Origin of the sequence: Asaia spathodeae NBRC 105894 (genome assembly GCF_025994195.1) — a bacterium.
Classification (GTDB): Bacteria; Pseudomonadota; Alphaproteobacteria; order Acetobacterales; family Acetobacteraceae; genus Asaia; species Asaia siamensis.
This window is the reverse complement of record NZ_BAPY01000005.1, coordinates 307,316-325,217: the sequence shown is the minus strand read 5'-3', so window position 1 is coordinate 325,217 and position 17,902 is coordinate 307,316. Positions and strand designations below refer to the sequence as shown.

The window sequence follows — 17,902 nt, the reverse complement described above, 5'->3', positions numbered from 1 at the left end:
AGGGGTTAGTCTTGCGGGCAGCAGGATGAAGAGGGGAGGACACTCATGCGCGTGGCGCTCGGGCAATTTGCGGTATCGCCTTCATGGGAAGACAATCTGGCGCTCTGTCTTGCGCAGATTGCCGAGGCGAAAGCCGGTGGGGCGCGGCTCGTCGTGCTGCCGGAAGGAATACTGGCGCGTGATCCGTCAGACCCCGACCACGTGCTGCGCACCGCGCAGCCATTGGATGGCCCTTTTGTATCGGGGCTTCTCCCTGCGAGCGAAGGCATCATGCTCGTCTTTTGCGTCAACGTGCCCGATGGGGCAGGGCGGTTTCATAATACGCTGGTCGTGATGCATGATGGCCTCTGCGTTGCGCTTTATCAGAAGCTGCATCTCTATGACGCCTTTGCCATGCAGGAATCGCGGCTGATCGCACCGGGTCATGAGTTGCCTCCTGTCCTGACTCTGGATGGCATGAAGATCGGGTTCATGACCTGCTACGATGTGCGCTTTCCCGAAATGGCGCGTTATCTGGCGCTGGCGGGGGCTGACATTATCGTGGTTCCGGCGGCCTGGCTGCGCGGGCCAGCCAAGGAGCGCCATTGGGAGATCATGCTTGCGGCGCGGGCGCTTGAAAATACCTGTTTCGTGCTGGGGGCCGGGGAATGTGGCCCGCAGAATATCGGCAACAGCATGATCATCGACCCACTAGGCGTAGTCATCGCGGCACGCGGCGCCACGCCTGGTCTGGTATTCGAGACACTTGACCCTGCCAGCTTGCAGAAGGCGCGTCAGACTCTGCCGGTTTTGCAAAACCGTCGTTTCGCTGCTCCTGTGCTGAGCCCATCCTCTGGTAAGACATGATGGCGGGGCGTTCAGCCGCCTTTCGTGACCTGTTCCCAGTCCAGACCGAAACGGGCGAGATATTTTCGCAACCTGTCTGAGTCGTTCTGGCTGGTCTTCCCCTGTCGCGAGACGGCGAATAACTGCCGCCCTGCGATAGTAAGAGGAGCACAGGTTTAGTCTCTGCTCTGCTTTACGCAGATGACTCAGAAAATTTCCGCTCCACTTGTTTTGCGACATTGGCGCTTTACGCGCCAACGTCCCCCTCTTCAGGCGGGACCTGTTTTTCACGAAGCAGTGACCTCGCGCGAGGGTGAGTAACCCTGTTCCGGTATTCGTGGTTCTCTCACAACCGATGTTAACTGTAACGTCAGTTTGTTTCGAGGCGGTGCTTGCGGGGTCTTTCCTGGCGCTCATGCGCTACAAGCCCCCTGAATCGGTATCGCCATCAGCAAGAGGATTATGGTCATGTCCGGCTTGAAGGCTGCGCCCCCTTTCCGCGAACGCTATGGCAATTTCATTGGAGGGCAGTGGCGCGAGCCGATCGCCGGCCAGTATGTCGATAATCACTCTCCTGTTGATGGCCGTGTGCTTTGTCAGGTGCCGCAATCGACCCCGGCAGATATCGACCAGGCGCTGGATGCCGCCGAGCAGGCGCGCGCGGCCTGGGGGAAGACTTCCGTTGCTGATCGCGCCCTGCTTCTGCTCAAGGCCGCTGATCGGATGGAGGCCAGTCTCGATCTGATTGCCCGCGCTGAAACCTGGGATAATGGCAAGCCGATACGTGAGACGCTCAACGCCGATATTCCGCTCGCCATCGATCATTTCCGTTATTTCGCCGGCTGTATCCGCGCTCAGGAAGGCAGTCTGGGTGAAATCAACGACACGACTGTTGCCTATCATTTTCATGAGCCGCTCGGTGTTGTCGCACAGATTATTCCGTGGAATTTTCCCATCCTGATGGCCGCGTGGAAGCTCGCCCCGGCGCTGGCGGCGGGTAATTGCGTGGTCATGAAGCCCGCCCAGACCACGCCAGCCAGTATTCTGGTGGTGATGGATATTATTGGCGATCTCTTCCCACCCGGTGTGCTGAATATCGTCAATGGCACCGGTCGTGAGGTGGGCGATTATCTCGCCAGGAGCCCGCGCATTGCCAAGGTGGCGTTTACGGGTTCGACGGGTGTGGGCAAGACCATCGCCCATGCGGCGGCAGAAAGCCTTATTCCGGCGACGCTCGAACTCGGGGGCAAATCGCCGAATATCTTCTTTGCCGATGTGATGGATCGAGATGATTCCTATCTCGACAAGGCGATAGAGGGTTTTGCCATGTTTGCGCTCAATCAGGGGCAGATCTGCTCCTGCCCGAGCCGCGCACTGGTGCATGAATCCATTTTTGACCGCTTCATGGAAAAGGTTCTGCCCCGCGTCCGGGCCATCAAACAGGGTGACCCGCTTGATCCCTCAACCATGATGGGCGCGCAGAATTCGCAGATGCAGCAGGATAAGATCCTGTCTTACATCCAGATCGGCAAGGGGGAAGGTGCCGAGGTGCTGACGGGTGGCAATGCGGCGAAACTGGGTAATGGTCTCGAGAAAGGCTTTTATATCGAGCCGACGGTTTTCAAGGGCCATAACAGCATGCGGATTTTCCAGGAGGAAATCTTCGGCCCCGTTCTGGCTGTGACCACGTTCAAGACGGAAGAAGAAGCGCTCGCTATTGCCAATGATACCGAGTTCGGGCTCGGTGCGGGCGTGTGGAGCCGGGATGCGAATATTTGTTATCGCATGGGGCGTGGCCTGCAAGCCGGTCGTGTCTGGATTAATTGCTATCACGCCTATCCCGCCCATGCGGCCTTCGGCGGCTACAAGAAATCAGGCATCGGCCGCGAGACGCACAAGATGCTGCTCGACCATTATCAGCAGACAAAAAACCTGCTTGTCAGCTACAGCGAAACAAAGCTCGGTTTCTTCTGATACACAGGAGACGGAAAGCGCTCGATACCCGTCCGCCCTGTATCTGGTGTGGTGCGCGCTCCGCTCTATCTTCAGGTCAAGCTAGGTTTAGGGCATGTTGAGAGGGACGGTCCCTCTCAACATGAAAAATCTAGAGAGCGTGCCTGTTTTGTGTCTGGAGTGCTCGGCCTGTCGTGGCTGAGATAAATACGACAACGGGCCCGTTAAGCTCGGCCTTGCCCAGCGGAATAAGTGCTTTGCTTTTCGTCCAACGCTGCGTCTGAGCTTCGATTTCGTGCCAGCCCGTCCTGGTCCCGCTGATACTGTTCGGATGGATATCGAGACAGTTTTCTGGCGTAAAGACTTGAATTCCTTTCACCAGAATCCCTAATTCGCGGCGATCGTCCAGAAAAGGGCCGATCGTGTCACAGGGCCTGCGTGTCCGAGCTCGTAGATAGACAGCCTGCCCTTTAGGATGAAAGCGGAACACCCAGCCATCCTCGTGCTCGCGGGAGGGCAGAATAGTCCGTCCATCCAACGTCTCGAGAGCGATTTCCTCAGACGGACAAGGGGGGTGATCATTACCCGCCGAGGTGCCACAAAGCGCCGCTAACCTGCGCCAGACGGGCTCGACAGAACTCTGATCCGTGGTTAGCGGCGCTGCGGCATCCTGCTGCCATGATTGGGTTCTGCCCTTCGAAGGGGCAAGAAACGGTAATGTCGTCTGGAAACCGAAAATGATGCGGTTGCCGGTATCGAGAAAGCTCTCGCTCAGCGCGCCATTGGCGAAGATCAGGCCGTGGCGTTCCAGTTCGATATGATGATAGCTGTAAGTGGAGAGAGTCTCCTCATAGGTAATTGAGTGCCCATTTACCAGCATTCGGGCGGGAATGAGCCCGCCATCGAGATAGAGGCAATGCTCGGAGGTTACGAGTAGGTCTTCATGGGGCAGCGCATCGCCGAGCGCACCGGCCTTGATGCGGACAGGAAAACCTGCCAAATCTTTATGGGGAGTCATGCGTGTTGTGCAGACACCAGATCCGGACCAGATGATCTTTTCAGAAACGATGGCGCCCTTGCGCAGAACGAAAATTTCATCACCTGCGTTCAGGGTTTCAATCGCTCTATGTCCTTGCGGTGTAGCGATGAGTGTGCCGGGAAGATAGCAGACCTCGCTGACGGACGTGCCGTATTTACGTGCATCGTACCAGAGATCCGTCGTATTCTTGCCCGAGGTCTGAACGGTGGCGTTACCGCTCGCGGTTTTAGTCACGAGGTTCAGGATGTCTCCCGACGATGTCGGGATATAGTTCCAGCGCGCATTTGCCCCGGGCGGATTTTGCGTGAAGATCCAGAGTTGGCCTTGGTCATCGGTAAAGGCCAGTGTTGGAACACCGATCGACATGGAAGAACCGCCATCGACCAGAAAGGTCTGATTGATTGTCCCCGTGGTCTGGGTGCCGTCAGTGGCCTGATAGGTATAGCGCCGATTGGGATAATCGATAAAGAGCGTGCCGCCATCGGTATTCACGAGAGGCCCGGTCTGCGATGTGCCATTGAGCTGAATCGGACCACCACTCATATAGCCGGTCCATTTGATGATTCCGACCGGAGGTGGCTGAACCGCGTATTTCTGCTCGCTATACCAGAGATCGGATGAGGCTGAACCACTTAATTGCAGGCTTCCGCTACCCGGATTGGTCGCGACGACAACCAGTATACCGCCGCTCGTGGCGTAATAAGTCCAGCGCGAATTGGCTGCTGCGGCGTTTTGGGAAAAAATCCAGAGTTTTCCCTGTTCGTCGGTAAAGGCGAGGGTGCCCCCTCCCAGAGAAGTATTGGCAGCGCCGCCGAGGGGGAAGGTTTTGTCGATCGTACCGGTCGTGATGGTTCCGTCAGCAGCCTTGTAAGTAAAGCTCCGATCGTCATAATTGACGGTGAGGCTCCCTTTATCCCCGCTGTAAAGTCCGCCGGACTGAGTGCCGCTCGCGGGCAAGTCCGTAGGACCTGACGAAAGGTACCCTTCCCACACACCGATATTATTGCCGGTGGTTCCGCTGCTCGTGGTGTCGTCTGCCGTTTTTTGAACTGTATCGACCTGCATAATATCCCTGCCTTTCCGGGCGCAATGCATAGACGATGACTTGAGGCGAATCTGATCAGTACATTCACGAATAAATAAACATATGTCTATTTTTTATTCATGGTTGTTCATGATTTCTTTTGTCAAAGCCTTAACTGCGCATATTTTTATTATTTTGAATTTGTCGGCTTCCAAGGTTTGTCTACCGATAACTCAGCGTTTCTCCTCTGGAGCAAAAAAAAAGCGTTAGAAACCGAAATCTGCTTCACGGGATTCAACGAAAAGTTAAAGCTCCTTCGGTCGAATAAAGCGGGAAATAATGTGTCACGAACGGGCGGGTCTTATGGAGCACGTCCGGTGTCTCCCTGCGCTGCAAGCCCTCTGGTTACTGCGATCCATACGCGTATGTCTGCGAGCGTCTTGTGACAGGAAAAATATCGGAAAGCAGTAAATACGCCCGCCAAATGGCTATTTCCCCGATTGCGGGTGGTGTCGATGCCCTGAGCGCATCGGCGCATCTGACGGCTGGCACAAGGACGAAAAATGAAGGGGGCATTTTGCAGTCACGGGTAAGTGATCTGCGTTTGACGCAGAGGTGCTCTGAGCAAAACGCCTGAACGCGATGGGTGGGTTCTATGGAGCGATGAGGATGAACTGGCGCGTTTGTGAACAGAGCAGTCGGGATGCTGATGGTGCCACGAAGAGCCATGGGGCTGAGCGAAATCTGTGCGCGGCAATTCCTATCCTCATCAAGCATGAAGCCAGCTCATGATTTTGAAGGAAGCAATGTGTGAAGAGTTTGAACGAGCAGGTGATCAGGAAGATCAAGCTCAGATATCTCCATTTCATCGATGTTATTTGTGAGACGCAGTCTCTCGTGGGGGCTGCGGCGAAGCTCAATGTGACACCGGCAGCGCTTTCGAAATCCTGCCTGGAGATCGAACGCATACTGGGAGTGCAGCTTTTCGTGCGGTCCCATCAAGGTATGCAGCCGACGGAGATATGCTCCCTTATTGTGGAATCCAGCCGCTCTATTGGCCACGAGCTGGATAAACTCGTTAAAACAGTCAATGAATATAAAGAAATCGAGTTGGGTCCATTGACGATCGGTATGCAGGCAATGGGGCTCGAAACCCGCATCATGCACGGCATCGCGAAGATCAAGAAGGGCGACCCGGATCGAACCATTCGCATCATTCACCGCGAGCGCGATCATCTGATCGATATGCTCAATCGGCGAGAGCTTGATCTGATTTTTATCGATTCATTCCAGATGGACAGGCAGAGCCATGTCTCGTTTCATCCCATGTTGCACGCCGGATGTGTGGCCGTGTCGCCGCATGGCGTCAGGACGATGAGGGAGGTCGTCGAAGGGTGGGCTGGATATTGCGACGATATCTGGATATTGCCGCAGAAGGGCATCGCCATTCGCGACAGGTTCGACGCAGTGCTTTATGCGCGCGATCTTGAGCCCCCTGCGCGCCTGATAGAATATAATGCATCGATCGGCCTGAGCGCGCTTTTTCTGCAATGTGAGGGCTGGGGCATCATCCCGACATATGCGCTATCTGCCGCTACGGCGTATATCGAAGTCGCGCCGAGCTATGAAACCATGGACGAGATGCAGCTGGAAAGCGGGCTCGCATGGCTGGGTGCCTTTCCGCAGAAAAAATATGTCGAGGACGCGATTGAGGTCTTTAAGACGGCCACTTGAGAAAAGCAGTGCGAAAGACTCTGTCGGATTGCTAATTTATGCGTTCGTTCACAAGACTTTCATGGCGTGGCAGGAGCACTGCCACGCCATGGAGCATCGTTATTTCGACGTGTCGTTGTAAAAGGCGCTGACGTCACGCGTGAGCGCGGCGCGGCTGGCGGGGCGGGTATAGAGCATATGGCCGCCTTCATAGAGATGCAGCGCGATACGATCGGCGCCGACCGGTATATGGTCCTTGGTCCAGCGCGTGGTGCCGAACGGGCAGGCCATGTCGAAATAGCCATTGGCGATGAAGATATGCAGGCTGGGGTCGAGCGCCAGCATCTTGCGCAGGATACCGACCTGATCGGTCAGCTGTGAGCCGGAGCTGGTGAATTTCCAGGCGCCGTTCACTTCCATGCTCAGCAGATCATAGGTGAGGTCGGTCTTGTAGCCGAGCTCATTGGCCAGATAGCCGCTATAGGCATTGCCATAGGCGCGGCCGAAACCGGAGAGCGTCATTTCCGGGCTCTGGCCGTTCTCGATGCCATCGGCATAGGGATCGGGGATCGACTGGGTGAAGTCGTAAATGCCGTACAGGCGGCCATCGCGGCTGCGCACGTCATGCGCAAACGGGTTGGGCTCGCCCATTTCCTTGGTAATGACATCCACCGGCAGGCCCGTGCGGGCGGCGAGATCGGTATAGAACTTCTTCGCGTCATCGCCCTTGGGCGGGGCATTGGCGATGGTGGTCAGATACGGCCCGAGCGCATAGTGATAGGCCTCATCCACCGCCTGCGGCGTCAGCTTGCCGGTTTGCGACAGATGCGAGGCGATGAAGGTGGGCAACGCCATGGCCGAGGCCATCGGGTTGTTCGTGTTGTCCAGAAACTGCATCTGGATGGCGGGTGAGATCATCACGATGCCATTCACGATAAGGTTCTGCTGCTGCTGCAGCGCATCAGCCACCTGTGCCGAGCGAATGCCGCCATAACTCTCGCCCACCAGATAATGCGGCGAGCCCTGACGTCCGTTTTCACCTACCCAAAGCGCAATGGCCTTGGCGAAAGCCTCGCCATCCTTGGTCACGCTATAGAACTGCTCGGCAGCCTTTTTCGGGTCGGTCGGCTGCGAATACCCCGTGCCCACGGCATCAATGAACACCATGTCGGTGGCGGGCAGCCAGCTATCCGGGTTGTCGGCCAGATGGGCGCGCGCGCCATCTTCCGGATGATCCGCCGGGAATCGCAGCACGCGCGGGCCTGCCGCACCGAGATTCAGATAGGCCGTGCCCGCACCGGGGCCGCCATTGAAGAAGAACGACACCGGGCGCGTCTGGGCATTCGCCCCGTCCTTCGTATAGGCCACATAAAAGACCTTGGCGGAGGGCTTGCCCTCCTTGTCACGCAGCGTGACCGTGCCCGCATGGGCGGTATAGGCAATGCTCTGGCCGCCTGCGGTCAGATGATGTTTGGTGATGGAATCCGCAGGCAGCAGCGCCGCCAATCCTTCCTTCGGCACCTCGCTCTTGGCAGGCTCTGCCGCGTGGGCGGCGGGGAGAAGGGGCAGGGCGCAGCAGGCCGAAGCCAGCAACGCCGCAACAAGAGTCTTGCGCGACATGCAAAGTCCTTTCGAGTTTGGAACAGTATAACAATCTCGGAAGGGGGTGCAATGAGGGGAGGGTCGGGGCGTTGCCCTGAAACCCGTTAAAGGGCCGTCGCCCTTTGGAAGTCTGTGCGGAGGGTGGCTATCAGACATCTATTTTCGCCTCATACTAGGCCTTCACAATGTCAATGTTACTCCCACAAAGCAGGCGCGCTCCGCCGTATAAAGATCGAACGCTGCACTTCGTGGAGTGGATATAGAAACTTCATTTCGGTAATAAATGAGGTTTTGTACTTTCCAATCTGATTAAGGAGATATACAGATAATAAAAATAACGTCTTATCAGAGGTGATCGTAGTGGAATACAATAGAATCGTCTACCCTGAGCGCGCAGAATATCTGAATGAAGATATCTTCCAATCATATAAAGTATTTCTAAATCACTGGAATGATTTGGCCTCAAAATTTAAATCAAACTTCGAGGAATCAATTCTCAGAAGGGTGAGTAAAACTCTTATAGTTGTTGGAGAGCAGAGTAGTGGGAAAACATTATTAGCCAATAAAATTGATCAAGATTTTCGGGCAACGAAGGAAAAATGCCGAGAAAATACTATTGAATACGACAGAAGTAATATTTGGCATAGGATTGTATCTGGAGTTGGAAAAAATAATGATCTAATAAAGTCTAATACTGATAAAAGCGTTCTACTTCATATAGAAAACAATGCTGAATGGGTTGAGCGGGTAAAATCATTTTGTGGTGCTAATTCGGATAGAACCTGCGTTATTATTGCGGATAACTGCGAAAATCATTATTTTATCCAAGGTATAATGGGAATGACAGACACGGAATTCCTTCAGTTCGGCTATACAGAGACTTTGTTAACATCAGCGGCTCAGCGTTTTGTAACATTATGTCGCACTGATTTGCGTGGTGCAATGTTTGCAATGTTCACAAACAACTCTTCCTTTGCCGAGAGTTTTTACGAAAAAGTTAACAAGTTACATAATAGATTGGTTGAAACTATACCTCTTCCAATCCCGAGCCCTCAAGATAAAGAAACTATTATCAGAGTAAATACAAACAGATTAAACCCGTTTTCATACTGGTATTGTCTAGATCGGGCAGGAGTAGAGGAAAAACTCAACGTTTTAGAAAAAATAAAAAGTGAAGCCGGATTCAAAGATGTGTTTGAAGCTGTTGATAATGCCATACAAAAAGCGTCGCCAAGCAGAGTTGGGCGCCCGCCCAAAAAATGTCTCCTAACGCTTTTCGCATTTACGGACCAAAATGATATCACGGGAAAAGTCGAGGAATTAGGTATCGCTGAGATAGAAAAAAATATAAACAATAATGAATTCGTTGATATAGCAACTTTTAAAAATAATTGGCAGGACTTTCTTTCCTTTGGTGATGTTAGAAAAGGAAAACTACTTCAGTCAGAATGGAATCTGAGAATTGTTTTGGCTGGAAATCAATTTACCTCCCTTCTTTTATCTCAAAAATATAGGAGCGAAACAAAAAAAATTATTGAATCATGCCTCAAATACCATGGTCCAGGTACCCAGACTGAAACCATTCGAAACCACAAAGACGCGTTGGAGAATGATCTATCTATTTTAAGTACTATTCCGCAAATCGACTTAAGCGCTTTCTGGGCAAGTGGTCAGGTACGTTCGCATCAGTATGAAAAAGAACTACTCGAATTATTTCCTAACTATAATAAATCAGATGAAGGATTCTTGTCCTATCGCCCAGATTGGGTTGTCGAACCGTACAGCGTTTGTAAATTAGCATCGAGCCGGGATAGTAATATTGCTTCAGTCAACGATGCAATCCGGCGAGAAGCTATCGTATGCGAATTTACAGCCTTGAAAGACTTCAACAAAACAACTGTCCAGACCTATCTGAATAGGAAAATTTCAAACTATGTGAATATATTGCAAGATCAGTAGAGGGGTGGGGCGCATACGGTAAGCGGAGCATCCAACGCATGGTCTGACCATGTTTCAGTGGCATCGGAAAGAGCGCTTTGGATGCTTTAAGATAAGTATCGTATTCTCCCTTGCCAAGGCAGATGCAGTGTGATGCTGGGTTTCTTATTATACGTGAGGCTCTTTTACTTTTCCGTGGGCGGGGCAGAGCCCCGCTTTCCCTTACTTCCCCTTCAAATTCGGTGCCAGCATGGTGCGCGGGTCAACCAGACGGTCGAAATCGGCTTCGCTGACCGCGTTCAGAGCCAGGGCGGCCTCTTTCAGTGTGCAGTCATGGTCCATGGCATGATGCGCGACTTTTGAGGCTGTGTCGTAGCCAATGGTGGGAGCGAGGGCCGTCACCAGCATGACGGACTCCGCCACATAGCGCTCGATGCGGGCGAGGTTCGGTTTGGTGCCTTCAATCAGGAAGGTGCGGAAGTTCTCGCTGCCGTCATGCAGCAGGGTGATGCTCTGCATGATGTTCTGGATGATGAGCGGCTTGTAAACGTTCATTTCCAGCAGGCCACCGGCGCCGCCAAAACCTACCGCCACGTCATTGGCCATCACCTGCACGGCCAGCATGGCCAGTGCCTCGGCCTGGGTCGGGTTGACCTTGCCGGGCATGATGGACGAGCCGGGCTCGTTCTCAGGCAGGTGCAGCTCGGCAAAACCGGCGCGCGGGCCGCAGGAGAGCAGGCGGATATCGTTCGCGATCTTGTAAAGCGCGCCTGCCGTGGTGCGCAGCGCGCTCGAGAAATGCACGAGCGCATCATGCGCGCCCTGCAGGGCGAACTTGTTCTCACCGCTGATAAAGGCGGCGTCGCTCAGGCGGGCGATTTCGGCGCAGGCGCGACCGGCAAAGGGGGCATCGGTATTGATGCCGGTGCCGAGCGCGGTGCCGCCAAGGGCGAGGGGGTAGAGACCCTTCTCGGCTTCCTGAATACGGGCGATGTTCTCGCGCAGCATTCCGGCGTAGCCGTGGAATTCCTGACCCAGCGTAACCGGCACGGCATCCTGCATATGGGTGCGGCCAATCTTGACGATGTCCTTCCACTCTTCGGCCTTGGCCTCGATGGATTCCGCCAGACGGGTCAGGGCCGGAATCAGCCTGCGACGGCTGCCCAGCACGACGGCCACATGCATGGCAGTGGGGAAGTTGTCGTTGGAAGACTGCGACATGTTGACGTGGTCATTGGGATGAACCGGGCGCTTGCTGCCCAAAGCCTCGCCGGAAAGCTGGCAGGCGCGGTTCGAGATGACCTCGTTGATGTTCATGTTGAACTGGGTGCCTGAGCCGGTCATCCAGACATGAAGCGGGAACATGTCGGCGTGCTGACCGGCCAGGATTTCGTCGCAGACCGTGGTAATCAGCTTGTATTGCGTCTCGCCCAGACGACCGCTTTGGTGGTTGGCCCTGGCGCAGGCGCGCTTGACGATGGCATAGGCCTCGATCATCTCGCGCGGCATCAGCTCGCGGCCGATGCTGAAATAGTGAAGCGAGCGCTGCGTTTGCGCGCCCCAGAGCTTGTCGGCCTGAATTTCGATTTCGCCGAGGCCGTCGCTCTCGATCCGTGTGTCGGTCATGTCAGATCTTCTCATAAGCACAATAATCGGGCGTCCAGACGAGAGACTGGATGCGCTCATGCAGTTCCTCGTCGCTGAAAGCAGGACATACGCCATCTTCGCGCGCCTGTCTGGCGGAAGCTTCTGCCACGGCCAGTGCGACTTTTCGCATTTGCGTGACCGGGGGCAGCAGATTGCCGTCCGGATTGCTGCGCAGCGGCGAGAGCGAGGCAAGCCCGCGTGCGGCGGCCATGAACATGGAATCGGTTACGCGTGTGGCGCCGGTTGCCAGCAGGCAGAGCCCGAGACCGGGAAAGATATAGGCGTTGTTCGTCTGGTCGACGCGATGGGTGCGTCCATGCAGATCGAGCGGCGGGAAGGGGCTGCCGGTGCTGACCAGCGCACGCTCGTCAGACCACGCCATGATATCTTCCGGTGTGGCCTCAGAATGCGAGGTCGGGTTCGAAAGCGGAAAGATGATCGGGCGTTTGCAGTTCCTGGCCATCTCGCGCACGACGGACTCGGTAAACAGGCCCTTCACCCCCGATACGCCAATCAGAATGCTGGCCTTGGTCTCGCGGATGACGGTCTCCAGGTCGATGTCACGATCGCCCCAGTCCTTGCGGGCAAAGAGTTCCTGACCGGCATTGCTGCCCTTGCGCCCCTCAACCAGCAGCCCCTTGCGGTCGAGCAGGTAGAAGCGTGCGAGTGCCTCTTCTTCCGTGGCACCTTCATCACGCATGACCTGCAGCAGCAGATTGGCAATGCCGACACCCGCCGAACCAGCGCCGAGCATGACGATGGTTTCGTCTTTCAGCTTGCCGTCATGGGCGGCATTGGCGCTCAGAATAGCAGCGGTGGTGACGGCAGCCGTACCCTGAATGTCGTCATTGAACGTGCAGAGCCGGTCGCGATAGCGCTCAAGAATGGGGGCCGCGTTGACGCCGCTGAAATCTTCCCAATGCAGGGCGATATGGGGCCAGCGTGTCTGCACGGCGGTCACGAAACGCTCGATGAAGGCGTCGTATTCCGCCCCGCGTATGCGCTCATGGCGCCAGCCAATATAGGCGGGGTTCTGCAGCAGGTCTTCGTTATTGGTGCCGGTGTCGAGCAGGATCGGCAGGGTCTGGTCGGGCGAGATGCCTGCGCAGGTGGTATAAAGCGAGAGCTTGCCAATGGGGATGCCCATGCCCCCTGCGCCCTGGTCGCCAAGGCCGAGAATACGCTCGCCATCGGTCACGACAATCACGCGCACATCGTCATAATCCGGGTTCGCGAGAATATCTTCCATCGACTCGCGCTCGGGATAGCTCAGAAACAGCCCGCGCGGACGTTGCCAGATTTCGGAAAAACGCTGACAGGCCTCGCCAACGGTGGGCGTATAGACCAGCGGCAGCATGGTATCGATCTTGCGGGTCAGCAGGGCGTAGAACAGTGTTTCGTTCGTATCCTGCAATTCGCGCAGATGCACATGGCGGGCGAAGGGCGAGGGCAGGGCATCGAGAAATTTGAGGGCTGCCTCTACCTGCTCATCCAGCGACTGCACGGCGCGGGGCAGGAGGCCATGGAGTTCGAAGGCGTCACGTTCTTCCGCGCTGAAGGCCAGGCCCTTGTTCAGAAAGGGATGATTGAGCAGATCCTGCCCCGAAAGGGCTATGGTGAGCGTTTTGGTCATTGGCCTGTCTCCAGACATGAGGCTGCGTTTTCACGGGAAAGCGCGGGCCGGGAAGTGAACCACAAGCCCCCCGAAGACGCGAGATCCCCTGAACCTAACGTGATCAGCCGCAAGCGCCGCGGGCCGTATCTGCTGCCGGGGCGTCATGCGGGCATGGCTGCCAGCAATGCGCACCGGAGCGCAGGTTCAGCATGGCGGGTGTCGCCATGGATTGATATAAAAAGACACAAAACGCGCCCGGGTTGCGTCAGGCCTCGCTGACATGGCCGAGAGACAGGTCAGCCCGGCAGGGCCGACCAGAGTGGCGCGTTCATGCCGGGGGGCTGTGTCGCGCTATAGACGCCGCGCGCGACGGCACGGGCCAGTACATCGGCGGCGATGCTGCCGAGATGCGTAACGAGCAGTTCCCGCCCTGCATCCGGCACAGATTTGTGTCCTGTCGCGAGGGCGAAAATAGTGTCGCCATCGAAGGGGGAGTGGACCGGATGGATGGCGCGCGCCAGCCCGTCCTGCGCCATCATGGCAATGCGTTTCAGCTCTTCCTGTGTCAGGGCGGCATCGGTTGCGATACAGGCCAGCGTCGTGTTTGCTCGCGGTGCGGGGGCGAGTTTGGTGCCGCTCCAGTCTTCAGGCGCGATATGTGAGGCAGACACACCGAGCCCGCCAAATTCACGCCCCTGCTCGAACGGGGCTGCCCAGAAATGCTTCTCATGCGGCAGGGTGACGGAACCCAGACTGTTGGTCGCGACAATAGCCGCGACAGTAAAGCCGTCATGGCTGACCCAGGAGGCGCTCCCGATACCGCCCTTGAGCTGCCCGGCCATGGCGCCATAGCCGGCGCCCACTGTTCCGAGCGTCATGCTTCGCTGCGCCTGGCTGGCGGCTTCGATGCCGAGTGCGCGATAGGGCGGGGTTTCACCCCATGACTTGTCGCCCCCGTTATCAAGGTCATAGAGAATGGCCGCCGGGACAATCGGGGAAACCGGTATGTCCTTCACCCGGCGCATGGCGAATCCTCGCCCTCTGGCGCCAAGCCACGCTGCCACGCCATCGGCTGCGGCAAGCCCGTAGACCGAGCCGCCGGAGAGAGTGAGCGCATCGACTCGATGGACCAGATTCCAGCCATTCAGGGCGTCGGTCTCACGCGTGCCGGGGCCGCCGCCGCGCACATCGACGGCGCAAGGGGCTGGGCTGTCAGGCAGAATGACCGTCACCCCGGTGCGGGCGCCGGGGCTTTGCGCCTGTCCGACGCTCAGCCCTGTTACGTCGGTCAGGCTGTTTGTGGCCCCAACATGTCCTTCGGCCTGGGGCGGTGTGTCTGCCCGCGCGACCCCGGAGAGAGGAATGCCAGCCGCCAGGCCGGAGAGCAGAAAATGACGACGCTTCATGAGAGATCAGACTGAAATGAGGGGAGCGGGAAAATTGGCTGCGACGAGTGCCTGCTCCCTATCATGCCTTGTAAAAGCCCTGAGGAGAAAGGGCTTCGGGTGAGGAATGAAGCAGTCTGTGTCTCGGGTGGGGTGACGTGTCTGACCAGGACACCCAGGAGAGGGTCGCTCGTAATAACGGTTACGGGCATGCGGCTGCCGGTTTCATGAGGGGGGGGGGATGCGCGAACTTGTCGCTCGCAGGCTCTCCATCATGTGTCCGGGCGAAAGGGTCAGGCTGCACGTATAGTAAAGGCGCCTCGCGACAGGGTGATCCGTCGGCGGGCGCCTTTTGGGGGTCTTCGCAACGCCTCGGGAAAGAGGCTGCCCTTGCGGGCTTAGATGTAGTGTTCGCTCAGCGGCGCAAAGCCATTGAAGCCGGTGGAGCAATAGGTGGTGACATAAGCACCGGTGGTCAGCAATTCGATGCGGTCGCCGGAATTCAGCGCATGGGGCAGCTGAACGCGGTTCTTTTCATACATGATGTCCACGCCATCGCAGCTCGGTCCGGCGACAACGGTTTCACCCGTGGGCAGGCCATCATGCGGCGTGCGGAAACGATAGCGGATCGCCTCGCCTTCCGTCTCTGCCAGACCGCCAAAGCGACCGATATCGAGATAGACCCAGCGCGGGTCGCTTTCCTTGCCGCCGCGACGGCTGACAAGCACGACTTCCGTCGATACCACACCGGCTTCAGCAACCATGAAGCGGCCCGGCTCGATCAGCATCTGCGGCAGGGCATTGCCGAAATGCTCGGTCATGGCGCGGCCGATAGCGAGGCCGAACTGCTCGATCTCGGGGATGTCGTCGCGATAGCGCACCGGGAAACCGCCGCCGAGATTGACCATCTTGAGGTCAATGCCAGCTGCCGACAGGTCGGTGAAAAGCATGGCGACCTTGGCAATGGCGGCTTCATAAGCCGCCGTGCTGGTCTGCTGGCTGCCGACATGGAAGGAGAGACCATAAGGCTCAAGCCCGAGGCCGACGGCCTGAAGCAGAAGATCCTTCGCATGAGCGATGGTCGTGCCGAACTTGCGCGAAAGCGGCCAGTCGGCACCCTCGTTCTCGACTGCCAGACGGCAGAAGACGCGCGCGCCCGGGGCGTGTTCGGCAAGCTTGGCCAGCTCTTCTTCGCTGTCGAAAACGAAAAGATCGACGCCCAGGCCGAAGGCCTCGCGAATGGCGGAGACCTTCTTGACGGTATTGCCGAAAGAGATCTGGCTGGCCTGCGCACCGGCAGCCATGCACTGGTGAATTTCACCAATGGAGGCCGCGTCGAAAGACGAGCCGAGGCGCACCAGACGCTCCAGAATAGGCGCAGCCGGATTGGCTTTTACGGCATAATAGATCTGTGCCAGCGGAAGGGCATCGCGCAGGGCGTGATAGCGCTCTTCGACGTGGTCGACATCAACGACCAGGCAAGGGGTAGCCGGCTGCTGCTCGGCAAGATAGCGGACGATTTTCGGAGTCATGAGTCACTCCTCCCGAAATCCGCCCGAATCTCCACGGGCGGAATTGTTGCGAAACGGTCGAACGGACCGGCGATCAGGACGAGGCTGGTTGCTCGAAAGAGAGCAGGATCAGCCCGATTGCCAGAACGCTTGACGTCGTTGCGTAACCTACAGAGGGCCAGTGGCACGTGCGTTGCTGCGTGGGGCGCATATGGGACCAAACCCCCCCTCATGCAACTAAAAAATGGACCCCGATTTCTTTTTCTGCACTGGATGCATGGTCACGTCCCCCCAACGCGAAACGCGGTGCAACGTTTCCGCCGCCAGAGCGTCATGCTGGTATCAATTGCCTCGCGTAACTATAGAGGGGCTGCGACAGATCGTGCGTCTCGGGGTGCAGCGTCAATGCATGGCGGGGGCAGGGATCAGGCCAATAAGAGGAAGGAACACTGCGTGGACGAAACCTCCACCCCACGAAGCCAGATGTCACAGGAAGCGGCAGAATCGGGCGGCGCGGTCGAAGCGCAGAAAGTCTCCGACGATCACGCGGCGCATGGTAGCAACGCTGCGGCCACGTCAGAGGGTGATACTGTCGAGGCGCTCGGTCGTGAGGCACCGGGCACAGGGGCCAGAAGTCCCATCCACATGCCTTTCGGCGGGTGGAAGCTGGTTCTGCGCCAGACGCTGAGCAATCTCGGGTCGAGCCAGACGAGTCTCTCTGCCGCAGGCTGCGCCTTTTACGCCACGCTCTCGCTCTTTCCGGCCATTACGTCGCTGATTTCAGTCTACGGGCTGGTTTTTGACCTTCAGACGGTCGAACCTCAGCTCAATGTGCTGCGCAGCCTGCTGCCCCCAACGGCTTTCGAGCTGATCGCATCGCAAATTCATACCCTTATCGGACAGCCTCATGCCTCGCTGACGATGGGGCTGATCTTTTCCATCTCGATTGCGCTCTGGTCTGCTTCGGCCAGCACCAAATCAGTGCTGTCGGCCCTTAATCTCGCTTATGATGTGCTTGAGACGCGCGGTTTTTTCCGCTTCCAGTTTCTGGCACTGGGCGTCACGTTCGGGGCGGTGATTGGTGCGTGCCTCACGCTGGCACTGATGGTCGCCTTCCCGGCACTGGTTGATTACCTGCCCGATCTGCTGAATCGCTTCGGCCTGCGCAATCTGCCACCCGAGATCCTGTATCTCACCGATTATCTCATGAGCTACAGCACGCGCTATATCGTGCATTTCGGCGCCCCCGCCCTGATGCTGCTTTTCGTCTTCGTGGCGGTTACGCTGCTCTTCCGCTACGGCCCCTGCCGCGACAAGCCCGACTGGCGCTGGATCGTTCCCGGTTCGCTTGTCTCGACCCTGCTATGGGTCCTGACCTCGCTGGCTTTCTCCTATTATGTCAGCCACTTCGCGAGCTATGGCTCAACCTATGGGCCCCTTGGTGCGGTGGCAGCCATCATGATGTGGTTCTTCGTCGGAACCTATGTCGTGCTTTTTGGCGCCGAATTGAATGCCGGCCTCGAAGACCGTATAAAAGGCTTCAACCCCAAAGTTCCCGGGCTGACGCGCGTCCAGGCAGCTCCCGAACCTGCCGAGGCCGCAACCTCCGAGGTCTAAGGCATAGAGTAGAGGCTGCAAAACACGAAAAGG

At 56.9% G+C, this 17,902-nt stretch carries 11 protein-coding genes and 1 pseudogene; 6 read left to right on the top strand and 6 right to left on the bottom strand.

Annotation, left to right across the window (positions count from 1 at the left end):
• The first annotated feature begins 45 nt into the window (after window positions 1-45).
• Both AA105894_RS06020 and exaC read left to right on the top strand, forming a co-directional pair.
• Window positions 46-846, top strand: a complete 801-nt coding sequence (locus tag AA105894_RS06020; RefSeq protein ID WP_267310899.1) for a deaminated glutathione amidase — start codon at window positions 46-48, stop codon at window positions 844-846.
• A gap of 447 nt (window positions 847-1,293) precedes the next feature.
• A complete protein-coding gene (gene exaC / locus AA105894_RS06015; protein ID WP_373316737.1) occupies window positions 1,294-2,799 on the top strand; it encodes an acetaldehyde dehydrogenase ExaC in 1,506 nt (501 codons plus the stop codon).
• Window positions 2,800-2,929: 130 nt separating this feature from the next.
• Here the strand turns inward: exaC and AA105894_RS06010 are convergent, their stop codons facing one another.
• Entirely contained in the window at window positions 2,930-4,882 is a 1,953-nt protein-coding gene (locus AA105894_RS06010) for a Hint domain-containing protein (protein ID WP_267310897.1), read from the bottom strand.
• 769 nt (window positions 4,883-5,651) lie between these two features.
• On the opposite strand from AA105894_RS06010, the pseudogene AA105894_RS15940 reads away from it, so the two are divergent.
• Window positions 5,652-5,849: pseudogene (locus tag AA105894_RS15940) on the top strand (helix-turn-helix domain-containing protein); the annotation flags it as partial.
• Window positions 5,850-5,951: 102 nt separating this feature from the next.
• Window positions 5,952-6,575: a LysR substrate-binding domain-containing protein gene (locus tag AA105894_RS06005; RefSeq protein ID WP_267310896.1), complete on the top strand. Its 624-nt coding sequence runs from the start codon at window positions 5,952-5,954 to the stop codon at window positions 6,573-6,575.
• A 99-nt stretch (window positions 6,576-6,674) separates the two neighbouring features.
• Here AA105894_RS06005 and AA105894_RS06000 read toward each other — a convergent pair whose 3' ends face one another.
• Window positions 6,675-8,174: a S10 family peptidase gene (locus AA105894_RS06000; protein WP_267310895.1), complete on the bottom strand. Its 1,500-nt coding sequence runs from the start codon at window positions 8,172-8,174 to the stop codon at window positions 6,675-6,677.
• A 342-nt stretch (window positions 8,175-8,516) separates the two neighbouring features.
• Here AA105894_RS06000 and AA105894_RS05995 point away from each other — a divergent pair, with 342 nt between their 5' ends.
• Window positions 8,517-10,115 (top strand): hypothetical protein, encoded by a 1,599-nt coding sequence (locus tag AA105894_RS05995; protein WP_267310894.1) that lies wholly within the window; start codon window positions 8,517-8,519, stop codon window positions 10,113-10,115.
• Between the two features lie 201 nt (window positions 10,116-10,316).
• On the opposite strand, the gene AA105894_RS05990 is transcribed toward AA105894_RS05995, so the two are convergent.
• The 4 genes from AA105894_RS05990 to AA105894_RS05975 form a co-directional block, all read right to left on the bottom strand.
• Window positions 10,317-11,720, bottom strand: coding sequence for a class II fumarate hydratase (locus AA105894_RS05990; RefSeq protein ID WP_267310893.1), 1,404 nt, complete (start codon window positions 11,718-11,720; stop codon window positions 10,317-10,319).
• Window position 11,721: 1 nt separating this feature from the next.
• Entirely contained in the window at window positions 11,722-13,374 is a 1,653-nt protein-coding gene (locus tag AA105894_RS05985; RefSeq protein ID WP_267310892.1) for an NAD-dependent malic enzyme, read from the bottom strand.
• Window positions 13,375-13,652: 278 nt separating this feature from the next.
• Window positions 13,653-14,762: a P1 family peptidase gene (locus AA105894_RS05980; protein WP_267310891.1), complete on the bottom strand. Its 1,110-nt coding sequence runs from the start codon at window positions 14,760-14,762 to the stop codon at window positions 13,653-13,655.
• A gap of 377 nt (window positions 14,763-15,139) precedes the next feature.
• Complete coding sequence (locus AA105894_RS05975) at window positions 15,140-16,273, bottom strand: type III PLP-dependent enzyme (RefSeq protein WP_267310890.1); 1,134 nt, start codon at window positions 16,271-16,273, stop codon at window positions 15,140-15,142.
• Between the two features lie 624 nt (window positions 16,274-16,897).
• Here AA105894_RS05975 and AA105894_RS05970 point away from each other — a divergent pair.
• Window positions 16,898-17,869, top strand: coding sequence for a YihY/virulence factor BrkB family protein (locus tag AA105894_RS05970; RefSeq protein ID WP_267311039.1), 972 nt, complete (start codon window positions 16,898-16,900; stop codon window positions 17,867-17,869).
• The last annotated feature ends 33 nt before the right edge of the window (window positions 17,870-17,902 follow it).

What these genes read in the sequence shown, in the direction of transcription:
- AA105894_RS06020 (WP_267310899.1), top strand. Translation starts at nt 46, where the DNA reads ATGCGCGTGGCGCTCGGGCAATTTGCGGTATCGCCTTCATGGGAAGAC.
- exaC (WP_373316737.1), top strand. Translation starts at nt 1,294, where the DNA reads ATGTCCGGCTTGAAGGCTGCGCCCCCTTTCCGCGAACGCTATGGCAAT.
- AA105894_RS06010 (WP_267310897.1), bottom strand. Translation starts at nt 4,882, where the DNA reads ATGCAGGTCGATACAGTTCAAAAAACGGCAGACGACACCACGAGCAGC.
- AA105894_RS06000 (WP_267310895.1), bottom strand. Translation starts at nt 8,174, where the DNA reads ATGTCGCGCAAGACTCTTGTTGCGGCGTTGCTGGCTTCGGCCTGCTGC.
- AA105894_RS05990 (WP_267310893.1), bottom strand. Translation starts at nt 11,720, where the DNA reads ATGACCGACACACGGATCGAGAGCGACGGCCTCGGCGAAATCGAAATT.
- AA105894_RS05985 (WP_267310892.1), bottom strand. Translation starts at nt 13,374, where the DNA reads ATGACCAAAACGCTCACCATAGCCCTTTCGGGGCAGGATCTGCTCAAT.
- AA105894_RS05980 (WP_267310891.1), bottom strand. Translation starts at nt 14,762, where the DNA reads ATGAAGCGTCGTCATTTTCTGCTCTCCGGCCTGGCGGCTGGCATTCCT.
- AA105894_RS05975 (WP_267310890.1), bottom strand. Translation starts at nt 16,273, where the DNA reads ATGACTCCGAAAATCGTCCGCTATCTTGCCGAGCAGCAGCCGGCTACC.
- AA105894_RS05970 (WP_267311039.1), top strand. Translation starts at nt 16,898, where the DNA reads ATGCCTTTCGGCGGGTGGAAGCTGGTTCTGCGCCAGACGCTGAGCAAT.